Annotated in this window: 17 protein-coding genes; 15 read left to right on the top strand and 2 right to left on the bottom strand. The window is 56.0% G+C overall.

Features of this window, described 5'->3' with window-relative positions:
• Nucleotides 1-82: 82 nt before the first annotated feature.
• The gene (locus ACTNC3_RS03075; RefSeq protein WP_441226415.1) at nt 83-2,410 is read left to right on the top strand and encodes an AAA family ATPase; all 2,328 of its coding nucleotides are present in this window, start codon (nt 83-85) and stop codon (nt 2,408-2,410) included.
• A gap of 85 nt (nt 2,411-2,495) precedes the next feature.
• Here the strand turns inward: ACTNC3_RS03075 and ACTNC3_RS03070 are convergent, their stop codons facing one another.
• Nucleotides 2,496-3,212, bottom strand: a complete 717-nt coding sequence (locus ACTNC3_RS03070) for a GntR family transcriptional regulator (RefSeq protein WP_441226414.1) — start codon at nt 3,210-3,212, stop codon at nt 2,496-2,498.
• 26 nt (nt 3,213-3,238) lie between these two features.
• Nucleotides 3,239-4,156, bottom strand: coding sequence for a 4-(cytidine 5'-diphospho)-2-C-methyl-D-erythritol kinase (gene ispE / locus ACTNC3_RS03065; protein WP_410042706.1), 918 nt, complete (start codon nt 4,154-4,156; stop codon nt 3,239-3,241).
• Between the two features lie 252 nt (nt 4,157-4,408).
• Here ispE and ACTNC3_RS03060 point away from each other — a divergent pair, with 252 nt between their 5' ends.
• The 14 genes from ACTNC3_RS03060 to ACTNC3_RS02995 all read left to right on the top strand — a co-directional run bounded on the left by ACTNC3_RS03060 (nt 4,409) and on the right by ACTNC3_RS02995 (nt 24,870).
• Nucleotides 4,409-5,077: a TetR/AcrR family transcriptional regulator gene (locus ACTNC3_RS03060; protein WP_441226413.1), complete on the top strand. Its 669-nt coding sequence runs from the start codon at nt 4,409-4,411 to the stop codon at nt 5,075-5,077.
• A 147-nt stretch (nt 5,078-5,224) separates the two neighbouring features.
• The gene (locus ACTNC3_RS03055) at nt 5,225-6,388 is read left to right on the top strand and encodes an efflux RND transporter periplasmic adaptor subunit (protein WP_441226412.1); all 1,164 of its coding nucleotides are present in this window, start codon (nt 5,225-5,227) and stop codon (nt 6,386-6,388) included.
• A gap of 18 nt (nt 6,389-6,406) precedes the next feature.
• Complete coding sequence (locus ACTNC3_RS03050; protein WP_441226411.1) at nt 6,407-9,598, top strand: efflux RND transporter permease subunit; 3,192 nt, start codon at nt 6,407-6,409, stop codon at nt 9,596-9,598.
• A gap of 121 nt (nt 9,599-9,719) precedes the next feature.
• Nucleotides 9,720-10,901, top strand: coding sequence for a hypothetical protein (locus ACTNC3_RS03045; protein WP_441226410.1), 1,182 nt, complete (start codon nt 9,720-9,722; stop codon nt 10,899-10,901).
• A 14-nt stretch (nt 10,902-10,915) separates the two neighbouring features.
• On the top strand, nt 10,916-12,286 hold the full coding sequence (locus ACTNC3_RS03040) for a TolC family protein (protein ID WP_441226409.1): 1,371 nt from the start codon (nt 10,916-10,918) through the stop codon (nt 12,284-12,286).
• 371 nt (nt 12,287-12,657) lie between these two features.
• Nucleotides 12,658-13,770: a recombinase RecA gene (gene recA / locus ACTNC3_RS03035; protein ID WP_410042700.1), complete on the top strand. Its 1,113-nt coding sequence runs from the start codon at nt 12,658-12,660 to the stop codon at nt 13,768-13,770.
• 208 nt (nt 13,771-13,978) lie between these two features.
• Nucleotides 13,979-14,539, top strand: a complete 561-nt coding sequence (locus tag ACTNC3_RS03030) for a regulatory protein RecX (RefSeq protein WP_441226408.1) — start codon at nt 13,979-13,981, stop codon at nt 14,537-14,539.
• A 158-nt stretch (nt 14,540-14,697) separates the two neighbouring features.
• Nucleotides 14,698-15,396: a TMEM164 family acyltransferase gene (locus tag ACTNC3_RS03025; protein WP_441226407.1), complete on the top strand. Its 699-nt coding sequence runs from the start codon at nt 14,698-14,700 to the stop codon at nt 15,394-15,396.
• A gap of 183 nt (nt 15,397-15,579) precedes the next feature.
• Nucleotides 15,580-16,026 (top strand): MarR family winged helix-turn-helix transcriptional regulator, encoded by a 447-nt coding sequence (locus ACTNC3_RS03020; protein WP_441226406.1) that lies wholly within the window; start codon nt 15,580-15,582, stop codon nt 16,024-16,026.
• A gap of 297 nt (nt 16,027-16,323) precedes the next feature.
• Entirely contained in the window at nt 16,324-17,817 is a 1,494-nt protein-coding gene (rny, locus tag ACTNC3_RS03015) for a ribonuclease Y (protein WP_441226486.1), read from the top strand.
• Nucleotides 17,818-18,314: 497 nt separating this feature from the next.
• Nucleotides 18,315-20,033: a putative manganese-dependent inorganic diphosphatase gene (locus ACTNC3_RS03010; protein ID WP_441226405.1), complete on the top strand. Its 1,719-nt coding sequence runs from the start codon at nt 18,315-18,317 to the stop codon at nt 20,031-20,033.
• A gap of 125 nt (nt 20,034-20,158) precedes the next feature.
• A complete protein-coding gene (locus tag ACTNC3_RS03005; protein ID WP_410042695.1) occupies nt 20,159-20,683 on the top strand; it encodes a shikimate kinase in 525 nt (174 codons plus the stop codon).
• A gap of 34 nt (nt 20,684-20,717) precedes the next feature.
• Nucleotides 20,718-23,351 carry an NYN domain-containing protein gene (locus ACTNC3_RS03000; protein WP_441226404.1) on the top strand — a complete coding sequence of 878 codons (2,634 nt, stop codon included), beginning with the start codon at nt 20,718-20,720 and terminating at the stop codon, nt 23,349-23,351.
• Nucleotides 23,344-24,870 (top strand): sensor histidine kinase, encoded by a 1,527-nt coding sequence (locus ACTNC3_RS02995; protein WP_441226403.1) that lies wholly within the window; start codon nt 23,344-23,346, stop codon nt 24,868-24,870. Before ACTNC3_RS03000 ends, ACTNC3_RS02995 begins: the two co-directional genes overlap by 8 nt.
• The last annotated feature ends 104 nt before the right edge of the window (nt 24,871-24,974 follow it).

Below are 24,974 nucleotides of genomic sequence, written 5' to 3'. Positions count from 1 at the left end.
GCCGTGGCAGAACGGGACGGATCGGGCGGCGCTTCCGAGGCGCGCTGCCCAGTAAAGAAAGAGAGAATCGAAGGATTTGTAGATGAGATTACTGAACTGTCAAATCGAAAATTTCGGAAAGCTGCAGAATCTGGAGCTTGATTTCCAGGACGGGCTCAATGTCTTCCTCCGGGAGAACGGCTTCGGGAAGTCGACGCTGGCGGCCTTTATCCGGGTCATGTTCTATGGACTGTCCGGTGAGCGGAAGGCGCAGGACAGCGACAATGAGCGGAAGAAATACCGTCCATGGCAGGGCGGCAGCTTCGGCGGCTCGCTCTGCTTCGCGCTCGACGACGGAAGGTGCTACCGCATCACACGACACTTCGGCGAGCGGAAGGGGCAGGACCAGTTCATGCTTTACGATGCGGAGACGAATCTGCCGTCGAAGGACTACAGTGAGCGCATCGGGGAGGAGCTCTTCCGCATAGATGAGACCTCCTTCCGGCGTACCTGCTTCATCGGACAGCAGGCGCTCGAAACCGGCGTGACCTCGGAGATCAATGCGCGTATCGGTAATGTCTCAGAGGATCCGGAGGATATGAACCGTTATGCAGCGGTGCTGGAGCAGCTGAAGGATGAGATCAATGCACTCTCACCGGCGCGGCGGACGGGTGCGATTTTTAAGAAACGTCTGGAGCTCGAGGAGCTGAAGAACGGCTGTGCCGGCAGGGAAGCGGAAGAGCAGCAGGCGGTCGAGGGGGCGGCCGCACTCCACCAGGCGCGCGAAACGAAGCAGCGCCTGCAGTCGGTGCTGGAAAGCACGAACCGGCGACTGGTCCAGCAGAGTCAGCAGCAGGACGCGATCCGCGACCGGATGGAGTATGACCGCCTGTGCGCGGATCGCAGCGACAGCCTGACACGGCTCCTGGAGCAGGAGCGGCGTTACCTCGGTGCTTCCTTCGATACGCTGAGCGGAGAGCAGCGGGCACAGCAGCTGCAGCGGGCGCTGCGGCGTCTTCAGGAGACCTTCCGAAGCGGACTCCCATCGGAAGCCGAGATGCGCGGCGCGGAGAAGCGTCTCGGTCGCATCGCCTGGCTGGCAGATCGCATCGCCGGCCTCGAGCAGCAGGGCGGCCGTCGGAGACGGAAGGCATCGCCGAAGAAGAGTACACAGCAGACACGCGCCTTCGCCGGACTGCTGCTGTCCCTCCTTCTGCTGCTCCTCGGTGTGTACTGTCTTCTTCATTTCGGCGGAAACATCATGCCGAGTGTCGTGCTGCTCGGTCTCGGAGCGCTTGTGCTGCTGCTGTCTGCCGCTCGCTTCGTGAAAAGCACAGGAACGAGGAGTGATGATCAGGAGCGCATGGCCGCGCTGCAGAATATGCGTGTGGAGCTCGAGCACCTGAACCAGGAGCTGAACCGCTTTCTGGGCCGTTTCTATCCGGAGATGGACTACAGTGCCGCTGCGGATGATCCCACCGCGGCGGAGGGGGAGGATGTCGACGGCGATGACATTGACCGAAGACACCCGAACCGGGCAGCCCTGCTTCGCCGGCTCGGCACGGACATGCTCAGCTACAGCCGGCTTACGGATATCCGAACGATCGCTATCGAGCTTTCGAAGCGGCAGCAGGCGCAGGAGGCCTTCGAGCAGAGCCATGATATGGAAAAGCTGCGCGCCATCCAGAGACCGGCGGAGGCAGCGGAGAGTCTCGCAGCGCTGAGCCAGCAGATGCAGACGCTGCGGGCACAGCTCGAAGCGCTCGAGGCCCGTATCCAGCAGCTGTCCGCTGAACAGGAAACAGCGGAGCGCAGACTTGAGGAGCTGTACGAGATGGAGCGGCATGCACAGCAGGCCCTCGAGGATCTCGCGGCGATGGAGCAGCGCCACCATCTGCTGACGATCGTCCGCGACCACCTCACGAAGGCACGGAACGACTTCACGAAGCAGTACATGGACCCGATGATGGATGCGTTCACGAAGTACTACTGTATCCTGTCCAATGCCTCGGACGAAGCGCTGGTGACTACCCCGGGCGGAACGGTAGCGCGAATGGATGCGCCTGCTGGCAACGGGACAGCACACGTGACGTCTTCGCTGACGGACACAGCAGCAGGCAGTGAAGCGGTCGTCTCCTCGCCGTCGGCGATTCCGTTCCGCATGGATGCGGATTTTAACGTGCATCTCCTCGCAGAAGGGGAGGCACGTAATACGGAGCTTCTTTCTGCCGGCTACCGGAACCTCGTGGAGCTCGCGCGGCGCATGGCCTTCATTGACGCCATGTATAAGGAGGAGAAGCCGTTCATCCTCCTCGATGACCCGTTCATCAACCTCGATCCGCCGAAGGTCGAGGGCGGCATGCGCTTCCTCGAGGCCATCGCCCGTGACCACCAGGTGATTTACTTCACCTGTCATGATAGCCGTAAATAAAAGAAACCACCGTACAAGCCTTACGCAGGCTGTACGGTGGTTTTTCTGTTCGCTACATACTGAAGATGCAGCGCGGTCGTCTTTTTTAACGTTTTCTTGTTTTCTTCCCAACTTCCGAAGTGGCCTCTGCTTCCTCAACGAGGTTCTGCGAAACGGTCATCTCCTGATTATCGATGTGCTCCTTCATCAGTGTCTTCGCGCGGATGAGATCACGGATCCGGATCGCCTGCAGGATCTCCTCGTGCTCATGCACGAGGATGCCACGCTTCGCCTCATCCTTGATATACTCGAGACGATAGCGGTACATCTGCTCCCGGAGATTATTGATCATCTGGACGAGCTTCTCGTTTCCGGAGGCCTTATAGATGATGTCATGGTAGGCCTCGTCGGCCTCGGCGATCTCGATCTCCGTGCCGCCGTTCTTCACGACCTTCTGAAAATGATCCTCGGCTGCGCTCAGCTCACGAAGCTCTTCGTCCGTGATCCGCTGACAGGCGAGGTCCGTCGCCAGCTCCTCCAGGGCACCACGCACCTCGAGGGTATCCTGCAGATTCTTGTGGGAGATCTTCGCGACCTCGGCACCACGACGCGGAATCATCAGTACGAGACCTTCCAGCTCCAGCTTTCGGATCGCCTCACGAATCGGTGTACGGGAGACACCGAGCTTCTCGGCGAGCTGGATCTCCATAAGACGCTCACCCGGCTTTAGCTCGCCCTTCAGGATCGCCTGACGGAGTGTGTTGAACACGAGATCCCGTAAAGGAAGATATTCATTCATATTTACTGTAAAATCATTCATCACTGTACTTGTCCTCCGAAGAAAGTCGTTCACAGGCGAGCCGGACGGCTCGGTGAGGTTCTGGATGGCTGCAGCCATGGCTCGGTGAGGTATACCTGCTTCGCGAGGCCGCTTTCCTTCGCGGAAAGCAGCGCCTGATAGCAGGCCTGTGCCTTTTCGGGATCATCGAAGAGGCCGAACACCGTCGGGCCGGAGCCGGACATCATGGCATTCAGTGCGCCGAGCGCCATCATACGCTCTTTGATGGCGTCGATTTCCGGATGCTGCCGGCTGGTGACGGTTTCGAGGATATTCCCCATCCGTCCGGCGACTGCGCGTACATCCCGCGCCTTCAGCGCCTCGATCACCTGATCAACATCCGGGTGTGCCTCCGCCGGGAGCGTGTTTACATGCAGGTTCTCGTAGACGGCCTTCGTGGATACCGAGATCGCCGGCTTGGCGAGCACGATCGAGCAGGCCGGCAGTGCCGGGAGCGGAGTCAGAATCTCTCCGATGCCCTCGGAAAGTGCCGTCCCGCGCATGAGACAGAACGGGATGTCTGCCCCGAGCTGGACGCCACGCTTCTTCAGCTCTTCGAGACTCAGCCGGAGATCAAACAGCCGGTTCATACCGTACAGTACCGTGGCCGCATCCGCAGATCCTCCGGCCATGCCGGCGGCCACCGGGATGATCTTTCGAAGATTCATCTTCACACCGCCCTCGAGATGAAACTCGTCCATCAGCATCTTCGCCGCCCGGTACATGAGATTGTTTTCGTTGACCGGCAGAAACGGCAGATTGGTTTTCAGCACGATGCCCGGCCTGTCGGTGCGCTCGATATCGATGTTGTCGTGGAGCTTCACGGTCTGCATGATCATGCGGACATCATGATAACCGTTCGGGCGCTGCCGCAGCACGTCGAGCGACAGATTGATTTTTCCATATGCCTGAAGTTTGATATGATTCATAACTCCCTGTTTCCTTGATTTGTATTTTGACCTTTGTATACATTACTCTTATTTTAGGGCATCCCGACGTTTAAAGCAAGCGCTCCTCTGCTCTATTGACAAAAGAAAAGTGGATGAGTATACTCTCTGACATGAGTGACAGACTGTCACTTTTGGTGACGACATGTCATCTTTTTAACATGACGAAACCGGCACCGACGTGAAGCGACGATATGCGGAGCATTCGAGGTGCCGTCAAGGAGAGGAGAATCTATGGCGACGGAAAGATTTCTTAAGCTTTCCCAGGATAAAAAAGACAGAATATTACAGGCAGCAAGGCATGAATTTGCGAGGGTCCCGTTCGAGGATGCCTCGATCAATCAGATTATCAAGGAGGCCGGGATTTCTCGCGGTAGCTTCTATACCTACTTCGAGGATAAGCTGGATCTTCTCCACTATGTATTTCGCGATGAGGGGATGCGAAACGAGCAGTATTTCCGGGAACTTCTGCTTCGAAAGCAGGGGAACTACTGGGAAGCGCTTCATGAATGGGTGTACAGCATCGAAAAGCTCATCGATCAGGGTTCGATACAGGAAGATATCAACATCATGATGCAGAGCGGTATGATGCAGCGTATCCTTGCGTTCACCGAAAGTGGAAAGATGGACCATGCGGAGTGCATGAAGAACGAGTGGTTCCGAAGGCAGATCGATCCGACCTGCTTCCGTCATAGCGATCGTCCGGGACAGTTTGCCGGCATCATCCGACTCGGAAACGCCATCGCGATGATGACCGTGATGGCGCTGGTCGCACATGCGTCGGAGGAGCACGCGCGTGTCCTTCGAAACTTTGAAACAGAGCTTGCCATCCTGCGAGAGGGTGCGGATCCGCATTTTCGTGTGGGGGAGGCGCCGATCGGCGATGTGAGCACAGGCGCGTAAGCCATAAGTGTTCAGGTCGACGACATTTCTGGATGCAGGAAAGATATACGCAGGGCAGCGCCATATGCGTCTAGGTCGACGACATTGTCCCGGACCCGGATGTGAAGGAACAGTAAAATTACAAGATCAGAAAACAGGAGATTATATATGAAGAAACAGGTAAAAATCGCCATCGGTGCCGTCATCGTACTCGGCTTTGCAGGGCTCGTGGCGACGCGCATGATGAAGCCACAGGAGGAGATGCAGACGAAGGGACTGCCGGCGGTCACGCTGACCACGGCGACGGAGGGAAGCATCGAGCAGACGACCGCGCTTATGGGTACGGTTCAGCCGTCCGACACCTACTACATCACCCCGAAGGTGGCCGGTGAACTCGTCGAGATCTACGTTCAGAACGGCCAGTCCGTTGAGGAGGGCGCGCCGATCGCGAAGATCGATAACCAGAAGCAGATCGATGCCGCGAAGTCTCAGATGGAGGCGGCCAATGCTTCCGTTCAGGCGGCTTCGCAGCAGGCGGCGACGGCGCAGGATGCGGTGAATCGTATGACACCGCTCTACGAGTCCGGCGATATCTCCGTACAGAGCTATAACCAGACCGCGAACTCCGCGAAGGCCGCAGCTTCCCAGGTGGATGCTGCGAAGGCCCAGGCGGCGAGTGCGAAGCTGAACTACGAGACTCAGGTGGAGTTTGCTACGGTGACCGCACCGGCAGCCGGCGTCGTACAGAACCAGAACATGACCCTGCACGGTATGGTGTCCCAGTCCTCTCAGCTCTGCGTCATCACCGGTACCGGCGCGAAGGTCGTCAAGTTTAACGTGACCGAGGATGTCCTTCAGAACCTGACGCTGGGTCAGACCGTGACGGTGGAAAAGAACGGTAGCAGCTATAGTGGTACGGTCACGAAGCTGACGAAGCTCGTGGATCCGCAGTCGGGACTCTTCCCGGTAGAGGCGACCCTTTCCGGTGCCGACGCTCTTTCCGACGGCAGCAGCACGAAGCTTTCGCTGGTGGCCGCGAAGGCGGACCATGCCCTTCTCGTCCCAGTGGATGCGGTGTACTATTCCGGTGGAAATCCATACGTGTACACCTATGAAAATGGTCTCGTGAAGCGTGTCTTCATCACCACCGGTATCTCCGATGATCAGTATTATGAAGTGACGGATGGCCTCGATGGCACGGAGCAGATCGTGGACAGCTGGACCGATGACATCTATGATGGTGCCGAGGTCCGCATCGTGGATGCAAATGGCCAGACGACCGAGGATGCATCCACAGGTGCAGAGACGGAAGAGACCCACGCAGCAGACTGAACCTGAGGAGAGAATACTATGCATAAAATAACCGAATTTGTCCTGAAAAGACCGGTTACCACCTTCCTCGTGGTCGTCAGTCTGATCTTTTTCGGATTCATGTCCATCACGAACCAGAAGATGGAGCTCATGTCCGACATCGAGATGCCGATGATGATCGTCACCACGACCTATGCAGGCGCGTCACCGGAGGATGTGGATAAGCTGATCACGAAGCCGATCGAGGACGGTGTATCCGTCCTGTCGGATGTGAAGGAGGTCACCTCCCGTTCCGCAGAAAACTACGGCATGACCATCATCCAGTATGAGTATGGTACGGATATGGATGAGGCCTATGATGCGCTGAAAAAGAAAATGGATGCCATCAAGTCGAAGCTTCCGGATGGCGCAGATGATCCGACCTTCCTCGAGATGAGCATGAACGGACAGCCGTCCATGTACCTCACCATCCAGAATCCGACGCAGGAAAACATGTACAACTATGTCGAGAATGACATCGCACCGGAGTTCAACAAGCTGAGCACGGTTGCGTCGGTGGATACGACCGGCGGACAGAAGCAGTACGTACAGATCCAGCTGATTCCGGAGAAGCTGAAGCAGTATCATCTTTCCATGTCGACCGTGGCACAGCTTGTCAGTGCCGCAGATTTCAGCTATCCGGCGGGTACGACCAGCGTCGGCAGCCAGGATCTTTCCGTCACCACCTCGGTCAGCTACCCGGATGTGCAGTCGCTTCAGAATATCCCGATCGTCACCGGAAACGGCAGTACGATCTACCTGAAGGACATCGCCCTCGTGCAGCTCGCACTGGAGGACAAGGCGGCCATCGGCCGTTATGATGGCAACGATACGATGATGCTGAGCATCACGAAGACCCAGGACTCCTCCGCTGTTTCCATGTCGAAGGAAGTGATGTCTGAAGTGAACGAGCTGAAGGCGAAGGACGAGAACCTCGACATCATCGTCGTACAGGATGAGGCCGATATGATCAAGAGCTCGCTCTCATCCGTTTTCCAGACCATGATTGCCGCCGTCATCATCTCGATGGTCATCATCTTCATCTTTTTCGGTGACTGGAAGGCATCCCTCATCGTCGGTACCTCCATCCCGATCTCGATCCTGACGGCCCTCATCGCGATGTGGGCGATGGGCTACTCCCTCAACATGATCACGATGTCTGCGCTGGTGCTCGGCGTCGGCATGATGGTCGATAACTCGATCGTCGTCCTGGAGGCCTGCTTCCGTGCGATGGATAAGTATGTGGCGATCGGCGTGAAGACGCGGCGCAGCGCAGCGGTCGAGGCCGTAAAGACGGTCGGAGAATCCGTTCTCGGATCGACGGTCACGACCTGCGTCGTATTCCTGCCGCTCGGCTTCATGTCTGGTCTGTCGGGACAGTTCTTCGCACCGCTCGGCTTCACCATCGTGTTCTGTATGATCGCCTCGTTGATTTCGGCGGTTTCCGTCGTACCGCTCTGCTTCGTCTTCTATAAGCCGAAGGAGAACACGAAGGCACCGGCCTATAAGGCGGTCCGCAGCATGCAGGGTGGCTATCGCCGGATCATGGAGAAGCTGCTTCGGCATAAGAAGATGGTGCTTATCTCGACCGTCGGTCTCCTGATTCTGTCCTTCCTTCTGGCATCCCAGATCCGTATGGAGATGATGCCGCAGACCGATCAGGGCCAGATCGATATCACGGTTTCGACGAAGCCAGGTCTCAACATCGAGGAGGTAGATAAGATCCTTCAGAACATCGAGGCCATGGTCGCGGCCGATCCGGACACCGAGGACTATATGGTGAGCGCCGGCAGCTCGGGCATGATGTCGATGATGAGCAGTGGCGGCAACAGTGTGACGGCGTACCTGAAGAAGGATCGCAGCATGTCCACGAAGGAAAAGGCGAACGAATGGCGGAAGACCCTCGATGGCACGAAGGACGCGGTCATCACCGTGGAGTCCTACAGTATGATGTCGACGATGTCGACTTCGAACGATACCTACTCTACGATCATTACCTCGACGAACTATGACAAGCTGAAGGAGGCCTCCGATCAGATCATTGACGAGCTTCGTCAGCGGAAGGATGTTACCGCCGTTCACTCCTCGCTCGAGAATGCGGCACCGCTCATCAAGTTCCATGTCGATCCGATCAAGGCGGCCGCCGAGGGCCTGACCCCGGTACAGGTCGGACAGCAGCTCTACAGCATGTTGTCCGGTACGAAGGCCATGACCATGCAGGTCGACGATGAGGATGTGGATGTCAAGGTCGAGTACCCGAAGGATGAGTATGACCATCTTCAGAAGGTAGAGGATATCTTCCTGAGCACGCCGACCGGCACCCAGGTACAGCTGAAGGATCTCTGTGATATTAAATTCGAGGATTCTCCGGCGACCATCGTACGTGATGATCGTAAGTATCAGCTGACCATCACGGCGGATTACACGGATCTCGCGGATAAAATGACCTCGAAGACCATCGATCAGGAGGTCATCGCGAAGTATCTCACGAACGGTATCGGCTACGCAGAGAGCTCCAGCACGAAAATGATGATGGAAGAGTTCAGCTCGCTGGGCATGGCCATCGTCATCGCGATTTTCCTGATCTGGGTGGTCATGGCGGCACAGTTTGAGTCCATGCGCTTCTCGTTCATGGTCATGACGACCCTGCCGTTTGCGCTGATCGGTTCCTTCTTCCTGCTGTGGATCGTGGATGCGACGATCTCCATGCCGTCCCTCCTCGGTTTCTTGATGCTGATCGGTACCGTCGTAAACAACGGCATCCTCTATGTCGATACCGTGAACCAGTACCGTATGGCGATGCCGCTCCAGCGTGCCCTCATCGAGGCTGGTGCGACCCGACTTCGCCCGATCCTGATGACGACCCTCACGACCGTCGTGTCCATGATTCCGATGGCAATTGGCATCGGCGACAACGGACAGATGATGCAGGGCCTCGCCCTCGTCGATGTCGGCGGTCTCACCGCCTCAACCCTCCTCGCGCTTCTGATGCTGCCGACCTACTATGCGGTCATGGATAAGCGGAAGAGAAACGTCGAGCGGGATGTTCCGGAGGCCGGCTATATGGTTGACCGTAATCCGGCCGAGTATTATCAGCAGAAAGCTGCATCGGAGTGGGAGCGCTACGGTACCCCGGACGATGATCCGACCCCGATGAACGATTCGGATATGACCGACGGATTTCCAGATTAAAAGCTGTTAGTATATGCTAACTCGTGATAAAATAGCCACGGAAACGTGACAGGATGCCTGCATTGGCAGAAACAGGCGGCGGACCGCCGGGATGTGACGGTCCGTCGAAAAGGAGAGTTCAATGAAGAAAAGCAGAAAGCAGATGACCGCCCTGACGCTCGTGCTCAGCATGGCGATGTCCGGACAGGCCCTCGCCGTGACGGGAGCAACGGTGGACTATGCGCCGGCGCAGACCTCCTATGAGCGGGAGCGGACGGCGGAGCAGTGGGCGACGCTGCGTGATGATGTGATCAGCTGGGATGAGCTGCAGGACCTCGTGCATGAGTACAATCCGACGGTGTCGGCGATGTGGCTGAACTACCGGAATAACGAGAACAGCGGCACCTATGACCTCGACTACGATGATGTGCTCGACGCCATCGAGAACACGTATTCGAATTCGCTGGGAAACGGAGACATCTCGGATGCCACGGCAGAGATGACCCGGAGTACCTCGCTCGCGGGGATCGAAACGACGATTCAGAATTCGGACCGTCAGATCGTGGAGCTCACGAATCAGAAGACCGAGCGGAACATGACGGAGGCCATCCGGCAGCAGATCATCGCGATCTATACCTCGGAGCTTACGAAGGAGCTTGATCAGCTGACGGCGGAGTATAACGAGACGAAGATCGGCGTCGCCGAGCGGAAGCTGCAGGCGGGCACTGGTACGGAGCTCGAGGTGCTGACGGCACAGAAGACGGCGAAGGATGCCGAGGCTGCGCTGCAGGCCGCGACCGCGGATGCCACGAAGGCACGGCAGACCGTGCTCGTGAACCTCGGCTGGAACTATGATGCGACACCGCAGATCTGTGCGGTGCCGGAGGTGACGGACGCGATGATTGCGGCACTCGATCTCGCCCAGGATACGCAGACGGCACTTCAGAATAATTATCAGCTGCGCATCGATCAGCGGAAGCTCGCGCTCGCCGAGAGCGACGGCACGAAGAACACGACGCAGATCACCGTGACGAACGACGAGAATCAGGTGCAGTCAAACATGACGGCCCGCTACAATGCCGTCCTGAGTGCACAGAATGAGCTTCGGAAGGCGGAGCTGAATCTTCAGAATCAGCAGACGACCCTCGGACGTGTGACCCGCAGCTACGCAGCAGGCGCGGCGAGTGCGCGTGATCTCGAGGATGCACAGTACAGTGCGGCGGCAGCAGAATATACCGTGAAGCTCGATCGCTATGCGCTTCAGAGTGCATACTTCAGCTACCTCGCCGGCCGTGACGGCCTCGCGGGCAGCAGTGCGTCCTGACGTGACGGATAAGCATGCATCTGATCGATCAGCGTGACGAGGGCGTACAGGGTACGCCGGAGTTGTATGGCTGCACAGGTCGTAAGCGTGCCTGCCACGACGATGATCGTATAAACAGGAGAGTGACGATGAAGAAGAAAAAATATATGACCGCGCTTCTGATCCTGACGCTCGGTGCCTACGGCTTAGGATCGCCTGCATTGGCCGCGACCACGACCGTCAGCCATCCGCTGTACGGTGAGAGCCACACGCTGACGGGGCAGGATGCCTCAGGGCGTCCGGACGGGATGGATGACGCCACCTGGGCAGCGCTCATGGATGATGTCATCGAGTACAGCGAGATCCCGGATCTCGTGGAGTACCGGAGCATCATCGGGCGCACGCAGACGGCGATGATCGATGGACGAGCCGACGGCATGGTGCAGATGACGAATGCGCTGTCGAGTACGATCCGTGATCTGAGAGATACCATCTCGGATCTCCGGGATCGGGCGGCAGATAGTACGAGCGCGGAGGAGAAGCAGGCGCTGCTGATGCAGGTGCAGGTGCTGGAAGGCATGATCGGTACTGCCGGCGGCACGGGTCTGGCCGGAAACCAGAACCAGACAGAAAGTGGTATTTCGACCCTTGTGACGAAGCTGAAGCAGGGACTGCACCCGACGAAGGTGGCCCTGATATCCGGCATGAACGGTGCTTTCGTGGGCTACCAGAGTCTCGTGGAGCTTCGGGAGATGTACACGGACCAGGTCGGGATGTACGAAGGGATGTATGAGCGTGCTGTGCGGCAGCAGGCTCTCGGTTCGGCGACGGCACTCGAGGTACAGCAGGCGAAGGTGAATCTCGATGGCGCGAAGCTGAGCCTCTCCGACACCGAGGAGAAGCTGCGTTCCGTGAAGGACGCCATCGCGCTGACGCTCGGATGGAATGCGGCGGATACCGCGAAGGTGACGATCGGAAAGCTTCCGGCGTATGACGCGGGCTTCATGGCCGGTCGGAACATCGAGGCGGACATCGCCGAGGCACGGCTGCATAATGTAGCCTATGGCAGTGCGATGGGGACGGTCGATAAGAACATCACCGGCTATACCGCGACGGATATCCAGCGGAGGTCGGCGGAGCAGAACCTCAATATCACGATGACGGAGCTCTATAACACGGCCGTGCAGGCGGGGACGACTGCGGAGTCGGCGCAGCTCGGCTTCCGGATCGCGGACCGTCAGAAGGACTCGGCGGAGCGTATGCTGGCGGCCGGTATGATGAGCCTCACGGATTATAAGGCCGCATCGGTGCAGTATATCGCATCGAAGATGCAGGCGGACATGTCCGCCATCAACGCCTCTGCGGCGGTGCTGAACTACCAGAACGCACTGCAGGGAATTCTGTGAGCCCTTCGCTTTCATCGTGGTATGGTGGTTTCCGATGTACCTTCGGAAGAGACACCGGGTTCCAGTCCTGACTGTAATAAATTTTTTAATGAACGATGTGCAAAATTATGCGCGCCCCGTGTGCTAGGATACGGGATGTCGGAAAGCTTGAAAAAGCGTCTCCTGTGCGGGTTTTGTGCATCGTTTTTTCTAGTCTGTCCGCAGACTAGAACTATGGTCCGCAGACAGACTATGGTCGGTATAACGACTATATTCAAAGAATAAACACTATGCTATACTTCGTGCAAAGGAAATAGTAACTCCTTGACAGAGATGGAATTTAAGCTTAAAATGATGAATTAAAAGAACATACGTTTTTATGGAGGATAGACATGGCAGCGAAGACCAGTAAGGCACCGGTTGACTATAATCAGGATCATGAGCAGAAGCTGAAGGCCCTGGATGTGGCACTCACACAGATCGAAAAGAATTTTGGTAAGGGCTCGATCATGAAGCTCGGTGAGTCCGCCGCAAATCTAAATATCGAAACCGTACCGACCGGATCCCTTTCCCTGGATATCGCGCTCGGTGCCGGCGGCTACCCGAAGGGAAGAATCATCGAAATCTATGGACCGGAGTCCTCTGGTAAGACGACGCTCGCGCTCCATGCCGTGGCCGAAGTACAGAAGCGTGGCGGGATCGCCGGCTTCGTCGATGCAGAGCATGCACTGGATCCGAAGTACGCGCAGAACATCGGCGTTGATATCGATAATCTCTATATTTCCCAGCCGGATTCCGGTGAGCAGGCACTGGAGATCGCCGAGACGATGGTGCGCTCCGGCGCGATCGATATCCTGGTCATCGACTCGGTCGCAGCCCTCGTTCCGAAGGCGGAGATCGATGGTGAGATGGGCGACAGCCACGTCGGTCTGCAGGCTCGACTCATGTCGCAGGCGCTTCGTAAGCTGACGGCGGTCATCGCGAAGTCGAACTGTATCCTGATCTTCATCAACCAGCTGCGTGAGAAGGTCGGCGTGATGTTTGGAAGCCCGGAGACGACGACCGGTGGACGGGCACTGAAGTTCTACGCCTCCGTACGACTGGATATCCGTCGGGTGGAGACCCTGAAACAGAACGGGGATGCCGCCGGTAACCGTGTACGTGTAAAGGTGGTAAAGAACAAGATCGCCCCGCCGTTTAAGCAGGCAGAGTTCGATGTTATGTTCGGCGAGGGTATCTCGAAGGCCGGTGACGTCCTGGATCTTGCGGTCAATGAGAACATCGTCGAGAAGTCTGGAGCATGGTTCGCCTATAATGGCGAAAAGATCGGACAGGGCCGTGAGAATGCGAAGGAGTACCTCCGTCAGAATCCGGCGGTCATGGCGGAGATCGAAGGCCTCGTACGCGAGAAGTACGGCCTGCCGAAGGACGAGTTTGCTGAGGCGGCAGCTGCGGCTGCGCAGCAGATGCCGGATACAGACACGGAAGAGCAGGATGAAGTATAAAGAACGCAGATACTCTATAACCCGGGTACGTATCAGTGGGTGAGAGAAGTGCGGATGTAAGCATGATAATCATCAGCCGGATGATCCTTTTGGATGATCCGGCTGGCTTTTTCTGTATATGATAGAAAAGAGCAATCGGTTTTCACGCATGATCGGACCACGGAACGTTTTCATGTCTTCGGTCAGCTGTATGTGAAAGGAAGATGAATTGAAAAGTCTGGAAGATTTTCAGAGAGAGCATGGTGGCGGTGAGCGATATGTGCTGGATCCGGATCAGCTGAGTGAGCGGGAGAAGCTCGTGAATCGCTGCAAGGAGCGCTGCCTCTATCTCATCGAGCACGCAGAGAAGAGCGAGTCCCGTCTCCGGGAGAAGCTTCGGAAATCCGGAAAATACACAGAGGACATCATCGATGAAGCGATAAAGATGCTGAAGCGCTATGGGTACATCGATGACCGTCGTTTCGCCGAGCAGCTGATTAAAACCTATGCCGGACAGAAGTCGCTCCGGGAGATCGAGCAGAAGCTCTACCAGCGGGGCGTCGGACAGGCGGAAATCCGCGCGGCGATGGATGCCTTCCGCGCAGACGACCAGCGCGCCGGCGACGCGGAGCTTGCAGCCGTGCAGCGGGCGATTCGTAAGAAGTGTAAGGATACGGAGGCACTCGGCGTAGAGGAGAAGCGGAAGCTCTATGCCGCACTGCTCCGGAAGGGCTTCAGCTATGAGCTCGTGACGCGGGCACTGGCGCTCGATGCTGAAGAAAGCCTGTAGCTTCTTCCCCCTGCAGCCTTGACAGATGATCACAGGAAGCGTAAAAGATGGGGATGAAGCATCGGTATCGATGCGCGGACGCATACGTACGTGAGAGGCTGCATGAGAAGATGAAGAACAGGGGAGATACAACAGAATCCGAAAAAGCAACATCCGTAATGGAATCTGAAAACAGTGAATCCGGGATGCGAGAGGCGCTGGCGCGGGATCAGAGGTATGGAAAGCCGGTCGTCGTCGCCGGCATCGTGCTGATCGCGATGGAACTCTGGAAGCAGCTGACGCTGTGGCTTCTCGTGGAGGGCGGACAGTATAATGTCTGGTACTTCCCGTTTCAGCTCTGTTCCCTCCCGATGTACCTCGCCCTCCTTTATGGTATGCTGCGGAAGCGTACAGGGCGGCGTGCCTTCATCATCAAACGGGCCCTCCTGACCTTTCTGCAGGACTACGGCTTTCTCGGCGGTGCACTGGCACTGATCGTACATGAAGGCCTCCTGCATCCGGGACATCCGCTGTTGACGGCTCATGGCTTCATCTGGCATATCGTGATGCTGCTGACGGCGCTCTATATTCATGCCACTGGACTTTCGGACAGATCCTGTCGGGGATTCCGGCGTACCCTCCCGATCTTCGGCATCGCCGTCGTCCTCGCAGAGCTCATCAACATCGCACTGCATCGCTATGGCGACTGTGATATGTTCTACATTACGCCATATCATCTCAGCTCTCAGCCGGTATTTCGTTCGATCGATGCCGTCATCGGACGCCCGGTCGGGATCCTTCTGTACCTCGGCTGCGTCGTCCTCGGTGCCTTTCTCGTGCATCTCCTCTTTTCGTTACGGTCACCGTTCAGAAAGTAGGGGTCCCCGGCTTAGATTTCACCGGTCTCGTAGTACTGCGCCTTCGTTGCCGCCCGTTCGGGCCCCACTGCCTGAACGGTGACTCGTTACTGCGGAGCAGATCTGTCGTGCAAAATATAATTGCATGCCCGGGCCGCATATGCTAAGATACCGATTCGTGACGAAAAAAAGCCGGAGGGTATCATGGCAGATAAATACGATTGCTTAAAACTGGAAAACCAGCTTTGCTTCCCGCTCTATGCATGTGCGAAGGAGGTCGTACGGCACTATAAGCCGTTCCTTGATAAACTGGATCTGACCTATACGCAGTACATCGTGATGATGGTGTTATGGGAGAAGAAAAGTGTGAACGTAAAGACGCTCGGAGAGAATCTGTACCTGGATTCCGGTACATTGACCCCGCTGCTGAAGCGACTTGAAACGAAGGGACTCATCCGACGGGCCCGCTCTCACAGCGACGAGCGTGCGCTGGATGTCTCCATCACCGAGAAGGGCGAAGCGCTTCGGGAAGACGCACTCGATATTCCACAGGAAATCAACGCATGTATGCAGCTTCAGAAGGATGAGATCCATGCACTGTATACACTGCTTTATAAGACCTTGGACGGCGTTGAAGCGTCCATCGCATAGGAAACGCTATGTATGAAAAACTGTTCGCAGCCTGCTGCGGGCAGTTTTTTGTTCTTCCCCTTTTTGTTGACATGATTGTTATATTTATATAAAATTAAATGGTTGAGTTAATGTAATTTGAAAATAATTTCAAATATAAGCTGTATTATAAATAGAATTGGTCTGGGCCGGGACGGACAGTCTGCCGTTTTGACTCGTTCACATATCTGTTTGTACATTAACAACATAATAGTGAAGGAGGAACACAAAGTGACCATCGTTATCGTTGTGGCAGTGGCCGTTGTGGTGGGCCTCATCATGTTCTTCGCTGGAACAAACAAGGCAAAGAGTGACTTCGAAAAGACAGTCGGCTCCGCTGAGAAGAAATCCAGAGAGATCATCGATGATGCGATCAGAACAGCTGAGAATAAGAAGCGTGAAGCTCTTCTCGAGACGAAGGAAGAGGCGTTAAAGGCGAAAAACGATCTTGAAAAGGAGATCAAGGACCGTCGTAAGGAGGTATCCGATCTCGAGCATCGTATGCTGAAGAGAGAGGAAGCCTCTGAGAAAAAGGCTGTGGCCCTGGATCAGAAGGAACAGGAACTCCGGAAACAGCAGGATCGGATGCAGCAGAAGGAAGCCGAGATCGACGAGCTGCATAATCAGAAGGTGACGGAGCTCGAGCGTGTGTCCGGTCTCACGAGAGATCAGGCGAAGTCAGAGCTTCTGAAGTCCCTCGAAGAGGACACAAAGCACGATTATGCGAAGATGATTCGCGAGTATGATAATCAGGCGAAGGAAGAGGCCGAAAAGAGTGCCCGCAACTATATCGTGGATGCGATTCAGCGTTGTGCAGCTGATCAGGTGACCGAGTCGACCGTTTCCGTCGTGCAGCTTCCGAATGATGATATGAAGGGCCGCATCATCGGCCGTGAGGGACGTAATATCCGTACACTGGAGCAGCTGACCGGCGTAGAGCTGATCGTCGACGATACGCCGGAGGCGGTTGTTCTTTCCGGATTTGATCCGGTGCGTCGTGAGGTCGCAAGAATCGCCCTCGAGAAGCTCATCGTCGATGGACGTATCCATCCGGCGAGAATCGAAGAGGTCGTAGAGAAGGCACAGAAGGAAGTCGACGAAACCATCCGTGAGGAGGGTGATGCCGCTGTCCTCGAGGTCGGTGTACACGGCCTGAATCCAGAGCTGGTGAAGCTTCTCGGCCGTATGAAGTTCCGTACCTCCTATGGTCAGAATGCACTGCGTCACTCCGTTGAGGTCGCCCAGATTTCCGGACTCCTCGCCGAGGAGCTCGGACTCGACGTTCGTATGGCGAAGAGAGCCGGTCTGCTGCATGATATCGGTAAGGCTATCGATCATGATATGGAGGGAACGCATGTCCAGCTCGGCGTCGATCTCTGCAAGAAGTACCATGAGCCGGAGGTGGTCATCAACACCGTGGCATCCCATCATGGCGGTACCGAGCCGACATCTCTGATTGCCTGCCTCGTCGCCGCAGCCGACGCGATCTCCGCAGCCCGTCCGGGCGCACGTCGTAAGTCTCTCGAGACCTACACGAATCGTCTGAAGGAGCTCGAGGATATCACGAACTCCTACAAGGGCGTAGAGAAGTCCTTCGCTGTTCAGGCCGGACGAGAAGTACGTATCATGGTTGTCCCGGATCAGGTATCCGACGATGATATGACCATCATGGCACACGATATCGCGAAGCAGATCCAGGATCAGATGCAGTATCCTGGCGTCATCAAGGTCAACGTGATCCGCGAATCCCGCGCCGTAGACTACGCGAAGTAAACAGAATAAATCATCATATGATGTAGAGAAATCCCTGCAGGCGATGCCCTGCAGGGATTTCTTATATATTCACAGAACTGCAGGATTTTATGCGTGGTGCTGACCGATGAGCTTTCAGTCGGAAGGTTCTCCCTGAAATGAGGAGACCCCGGTGAAGCCGAAGCTCCACCGGGGCAATTATGAAAAATCTATCAATTGGAGAAAAATACCAACATTCATATCGTACAGAGGATTTTCTTTATCTAATTTTCTGTACATTGTTAATATAGTATCGAAATATGAATAAATTATGAACAAACGGTAAATGCTTTTCACTTTTCGAAATATTTTGACTGCCGCTGGAACCGTCATCTTTAGCCGCCCCTCCGGGTCCCCTGTTTGAGCAGTAAAGTAACCGCTCACCGGCCATGTCCCTTTTCGAGTACCTGCATTGAGTTGCCGTCGCATTTGTGGTAACGTATAACAAGGAAACTTAGCTTTATCTGTGAGGAGAATACATGCCGAAAAATAAAACACTGATCCCACACAACACGGAGCGTGAGGTGCTGGTCACGGGCCATCGTAACCCGGATACCGACTCCATCTGCGCTGCGATCGCATACGCAAACCTGAAAAATAAAATCACTGGCAGCAGTAAGTACATCCCTTGCCGCGCCGGCGAGCCATCCCGTGAGACCGCCTTCGTCCTCGATTACTTCGAGGTTCCGGAACCGCGGCTGATCACCACCGTAAAGACCCAGGTCTCCGATATCGAGTACCGTAAGACCCCGGGTGTAAATAAAAACATGTCCCTCAAGAAGGCATGGACCATCATGAATGAGGGCAATGTCGTCACCCTTCCGGTCGTCACGAAACGGAACGCCCTTGAAGGCGTCATCACCATCGGCGATATCGCGAAGTCCTATTTCAATGTCTATGACTCGCAGATCATCTCGAAGGCACATACGCAGTTTTCAAATATTCAGGAAACACTGGAAGCGACCGTCGTTACCGGTGATGTCAAGCGCTTCTGCACCGAGGGTAAGGTGCTGATCGCAGCCGCAAACCCGGAGATGATGTCCTACTATATCGAGAAGCACGACATCGTCCTCCTCGGAAACCGTGCGGAGAATCAGCTCTCTGCGATGGATAACGGTGCCGACTGCATCATCATCTGTGAGGGGGCCGATGTTTCTCCGACCATCAAGGCACTGGCCGAGCAGAACGGCATGATCATCATGGTCACCAGCTACGACGCCTATACCGCAGCGCGACTCATCAACCAGTCGATGCCGATCAACTACTTCATGACGGAGGATGATATTATCACCTTCACCGAGGACGATTTCGTGGATGATATCCATGACATCATGGCAAACAAACGTCACCGTGATTTCCCGGTCCTCAGTAAGGACGGTACCTACCTCGGCATGATTTCCCGCCGAAATCTCCTCGGAAATCATGGCAAGCAGGTCATCCTCGTGGATCATAACGAAGCCGGACAGGCGGTCGAGGGCATCGAATCTGCCGACATCCTCGAGATCATCGATCACCATAAGATCGGTGCCGTGCAGACCATGTCCCCAGTATACTTCCGAAACCAGCCGCTCGGCTGCTGCTCAACGATCATCACGATGATGTACCGTGAGAGCGGCGTAGAGATCGATCGAACGACGGCCGGTCTTCTGATGTCTGCGATCATCTCCGACACCCTGCTCTTCCGCTCGCCGACCTGCACGCCGAAGGACGAGAAGACCGCACGTGAGCTCGCGGAGATCGTCGGTGTCGATATCGAGAAGTACGCCTTCGATATGTTCTCCGCCGGCTCGAACCTGAAGGGAAAAACCATCAAGGAAATCTTCTACCAGGACTTCAAGCACTTCAAGGCCGGCAAGGTCGACTTCGGTGTCAGCCAGGTGACCTCCCTGAATAAGGAAGAGCTCGAAAGCATGAAGGACGAGCTGGAGGATTTCGCCCTTGAGGCGATGAAGATCGAGGGGATCGACATGAGCTTCATCATGCTGACCAACATCCTCGAGCGCAGTACCGACCTCCTGGCCATCGGAGCCGGCGCAGGTCCGCTCGTGAACAATGCCTTCGCCGTAGAATCTGTGCGGAGACCTGCACGAAGCGAAGACGGGAAGGTGCTCGATGCCTGGTCCGTCGAGCTTCCAGGTGTGGTTTCCCGTAAGAAGCAGCTTGTGCCACAGCTCACCCTTTTCGCCGAACAGCTGTAAACAGACATTCGTGCAGTCTGAAGCGGCAGTCGTGACGAATGCACCGGAGGGCAGACTTCTGGCTCCGACGAGCGGAGGCTGAAGTCCGCCCTTCAGACGTTAAAACAGAACGGAGAGGAGACACTATGAATATTACGATGATCGGAATGCCATCCAGCGGCAAGTCTACCGTCGGGGTACTGCTGGCGAAGCGACTGGGAATGAACTTCGTGGATGTCGATATCGTCATCCAGGAGAAGACGGGGAAGCTTCTGAAGGAGATCATCGCTGAAAAAGGACAGCAGGGTTTCCTGCAGGTCGAAGGCGATATCGCGGCAGGTCTCGATGTGGAGAACGCGGTCATCGCACCGGGCGGCTCCATCTGTTACGAGGATTGGGCGATGCAGCACCTCCGTTCCATCGGTAAGGTCGTCTACCTCGACATCAGTTACGATGAGATGGTACGCCGCATCGGGAACATCGTCGACCGTGGCGTCGCGATTCCGGAGGGATACACACTGAAGGACCTGTATGATGAACGCACCCGCCTCTATGAAAAGTATGCGGATATCCGCATCGACGAGCGCGGCAAAAGCCTGGGACAGGTCGTGGATGAGCTGCGCAGGATCTTCACAACACAGTATAAGGATGAACTGAAGCTGCCGAAGTAAATCTGGCAGCACAGGAAGAGCAGGAAAAAACGAGATGGCAGATAAGTATACGAAACGCCTGGTGCTGGGCATCCTTGCGCATGTAGATGCAGGAAAGACGACCCTCTCGGAGCAGATCCTCTACAGCTCCGGACGCATCCAGAAGCTGGGGCGTGTCGATAAAGGTGATGCCTACCTCGATACAGACCAGATGGAGAAGGAACGCGGTATCACCATCTTTTCGAAGATGGCGAGCTTTCAGCTTCAGGATATCGCGGTGACCCTCCTCGATACGCCGGGACATGTGGATTTTTCCGCCGAGATGGAGAAGACTCTGTCCGTGATGGATTATGCGATCCTCGTGATCAATGGTGCCGATGGTGTACAGGGACACACCGAGACCCTATGGCGTCTGCTGGAACGCTACCATGTTCCGTGTTTCGTGTTCGTAAACAAGATGGATCAGCCGGGGACGGAGAAGCCGGCCCTGATGGCGGATCTGGAAAAGCACTTCGGTATGAGCCTCGTTGATTTCAGCGAGGCCGGTCGCTATGCGATGTCCGACGCGCTGAAGGAAAATATCGCCATGTGTGACGAGCACTGCATGGAGCGCTTCCTCGAAACCGGTGACCTCGAGCCGAAGGATGTACGGAACATGATCCTCGACCGGAAGCTCTTTCCGGTATTTTTCGGTTCGGCCCTGAAGGGCGATGGCGTGGAGGCACTGCTCCAGGGGATGTACCAGCTGATCGAAATTCCGCTCTATCCGACGAGCTTCGGGGCCCGCGTGTTTAAGATCGGACGGGATGCGCAGGGCCATCGCCTTTCCTATATGAAGATTACCGGTGGCGAGCTGAAGGTGCGTACCGAGCTTCTGCCGGGCGAGAAGGTGCCGGAGCTTCGGTTCTACAGCGGTGTGAAGTATACCACTGCGGATACGGCGGAAGCCGGATCTGTCGTGGCGATCCCGGATCTTCCGGGACTGAAGACCGGCGACAGCCTTGGCTGTGAGCCGGCAGGACGTGACCCGAGTCTGCGCCCGGTGCTGGACTATCAGCTCGTATCCGAAGATGTGGATGCGCTGGAGCTCTATCGGAAGCTGCAGTCGCTCGCCGACGAATTCCCGGAGCTCCATATCCGCTGGGACAGTGCGCAGAAGGAGATTCACATTCATCTCATGGGTGAGGTCCAGACCGAGATCCTGAAGCGTATGGTGAAGGAACGCTATGGTATCGAGATCGGATTTTCGGCCGGTCGCATCCTGTACCAGGAAACGATTGCAGGACCGGTCGAGGGTGTGGGCCATTTCGAGCCGCTTCGACACTATGCCGAGGTGCATCTTCTGCTGGAGCCGCTCCCGCGTGGCAGCGGTCTTCAGTTCCGAACCGACTGCTCCACCGATGCGCTGGCCATCAACTGGCAGCGTCTCGTACTGACCCATCTCAAGGAGCGGGAGCATATCGGTGTACTCACCGGCAGCCCGGTCACCGATCTTCGTTTCACACTCGTGGCCGGACGGGCCAGCAACAAGCATACCGAGGGCGGCGATTTCCGTGAGGCGACCTACCGTGCGGTGCGCCAGGGACTCCGGAAGGCGGAGAACATCCTGCTGGAGCCGTACTATGCCTTCACGCTCGACATTCCGACCGACTATATCGGCCGTGCGATGACGGATCTCTCGAATATGAATGCACACTTCGGCTCTCCGGAGATGAAGGGGGAGCGGGCAGTGCTCGAGGGTACCGCACCGGTCGTTCGGATGCGGAACTACCATCAGGAGCTGATGGCCTACACGAAGGGTCTGGGTAGTCTCTCTCTGCGCTTCAGCGGTTACGACCGCTGTCATAATCCGGAGGAGGTAATCCTTGCCCGGGGCTATGACCCGGATCAGGATATCCTGAATCCATGCTCCTCCGTTTTCTGTGCGCATGGTACCGGCTTCATCGTGCCGTTTGACGAGGTGGAGAGCTACATGCATGTCGAGTCGCCGCTCGAGCTGGAGGGCCCGGTGGAGAAGCGCGACTTCGAAGCGGATGCCCTGCGCCTCGAGCGTATGCATGAGGGCAAGAAGGACGAGGGCTACAAGAGCGGCGGTCATTACATCGCGGATCAGGAGCTCGAGGATATCTTCGTGCGTACCTACGGACCGATCAAAAACCGGGCGAAGGACATGAATATCGCGAGTGCCCGCACCATTCGTGCACGGGAAAAGGAAGAAAATCTCGCAGAGAACCGCCGGACGAAGAAACCGCTGGTGAAGAAAAAGAATTATCTGCTCGTGGATGGCTATAACATCGTATTTGCCTGGGAGGAGCTGAAGGCACTGGCCGCGGTGAATCTCGATGCTGCGCGTGGAAAGCTCCTCGATATCCTGTCGAACTATGCCGGCTACACCGGCGTCGAGCTGATCGTCGTGTTCGATGCCTATCGTGTGGCAGGGCATGTCGTAGAGCAGACGAAGTACCATAATATCTACGTGGTCTTCACGCGGGAAGCGATGACGGCCGACGAGTACATCGAGGAGGAGACCCACGAGCTCTCGAAGCAGTATAACGTCACCGTGGCGACCTCAGATAAGGTAGTGCAGGTCATCACCTGGGGAAGTGGTGCCGTCCTGTGGTCCGCCCAGGACCTGCTTCGCGAGGTGCAGCGCTGTGAAGGAGAGATCCGAAAGGAGTGGCATGTTTAAACGTCAGTGGTGGCGTATGTCCATCGACCGGAAGGTGCAGAGCTTTGCGGCTGTGATCGTATTCATCATACTGGTCTCGGCCGGCTTCGCCATGTTCACGATGAACTATTCTCTCCGAGACTACGGTCAGCTCCTCGATGAAAACCGCGCCTGCCAGTCCTTTATGAAAGCGATGGAAGAGGAGGGCCTTGCCTTCGACGGCTATGTTTCTGCCGGTACCGAAACGGCACGGGATATGCTCGAGAAGGCGATTCACCGTACGGAACGCTCGATCGAAGCGCTTCCGTTTGATTATGAAATCATCGGAGCGGAACGTTATGCCCGTACCTGGAATATCCGGAATGCGTATCAGCAGTTTGCGGCGCTCCGTGATGAGATGCTGTCTGAAAGTACGAACCGGACCGATTTCCTGAAACGTCTCAATGAATACAATCAGCGGGAGGATTACCTCGAGCAGTATTCCCGCCGGCTGCTGCAGCTGACCGTAGAGGCTGGCTCGAGTGCGTATACCGAGAAGCTCCCGCTCTTCCGGGTGCTGCCGTTTATTTTTATCAACTTCACCCTGATTATGCTCGTCATCGTCGTGGAGATGGGAAACGTGATGAAGGAATCCATCGCGAAGCCGGTTCGGGAGCTCAGCCAGGAGGCGCAGCGCATCGCTCGTTCCGATTTCTCTGGAGAGGATATCCATGTAGAAAACCGGGACGATCTCGGTGAGCTCGTGTCGATCTTTAACGATATGAAGCATGCGATGGAGGAGAATATCCAGACGATTCAGGAAAACCATCGGATGACAGAGCTGCTGCAGCAGGAGAAGCTCGAGAACAGCGAGATGGAGAAACGGCTCAATGCCAATCGGCTCGAGCTGCTGAAGAGTCAGATCAACCCGCATTTTCTCTTTAATACACTGAATATGATCGGCTCCATGGCGGATCTCGAGGATGCCCCGACGACCGAGAAGATGACGCAGTCGCTTGCACAGCTCTTCCGGTATAATCTGAACACACGCGAGCAGATCGTGCCGATCGACATGGAACTCCGCATCGCTGAAAACTATATGTATCTTCAGAAGATGCGTTTCGGAAGTCGCATACAGTATCAGGTGAACACGCCGGAAGACGTCAGCCATATTCGTATTCCGTCCTTTACGATGCAGCCGCTGGTGGAAAATGCCATCGTACACGGTCTGTCGAAGAAGGAGCAGGGCGGTACAGTCTCGGTTACCGTGACCGAGGATCCGACGAGCGAGATCGTCACCCTCCTGATCGAGGACGACGGACTGGGCATCGCGGAAGAGCGGCTGTCTGCGCTGAACGCCCGCATGCATAACCCGGAGGAAAATAAGACGGCGCGGATCGGCATCGGTCTCGGCAATATCTATCGCCGGATTCGTACACTCTATCCGGAGGGTGGCGATCTCCGCATTGACGCAAAGGAAGGCGTCGGTACACGCATCACACTGACGATCCCACAGGAACGGGAGGGAGCGGAACCGCGTCCGGCGCTGGAGGGGGTCTGACCCCATAAACTTCGGCTTTAGATTTTGTTTAGAAAAATTTTATGGGGTCAGACCCCCTTACGAAATTCTTAAGACGAACGGGAGCAGATCCCGTCAGGTTTCAG

It is taken from the genome of Oribacterium sp. HCP3S3_B9 (genome assembly GCF_052064255.1).
In the GTDB taxonomy this organism is placed as follows: domain Bacteria; phylum Bacillota; class Clostridia; order Lachnospirales; family Lachnospiraceae; genus Oribacterium.
This window is presented reverse-complemented; position numbering and strand designations above follow the sequence as displayed.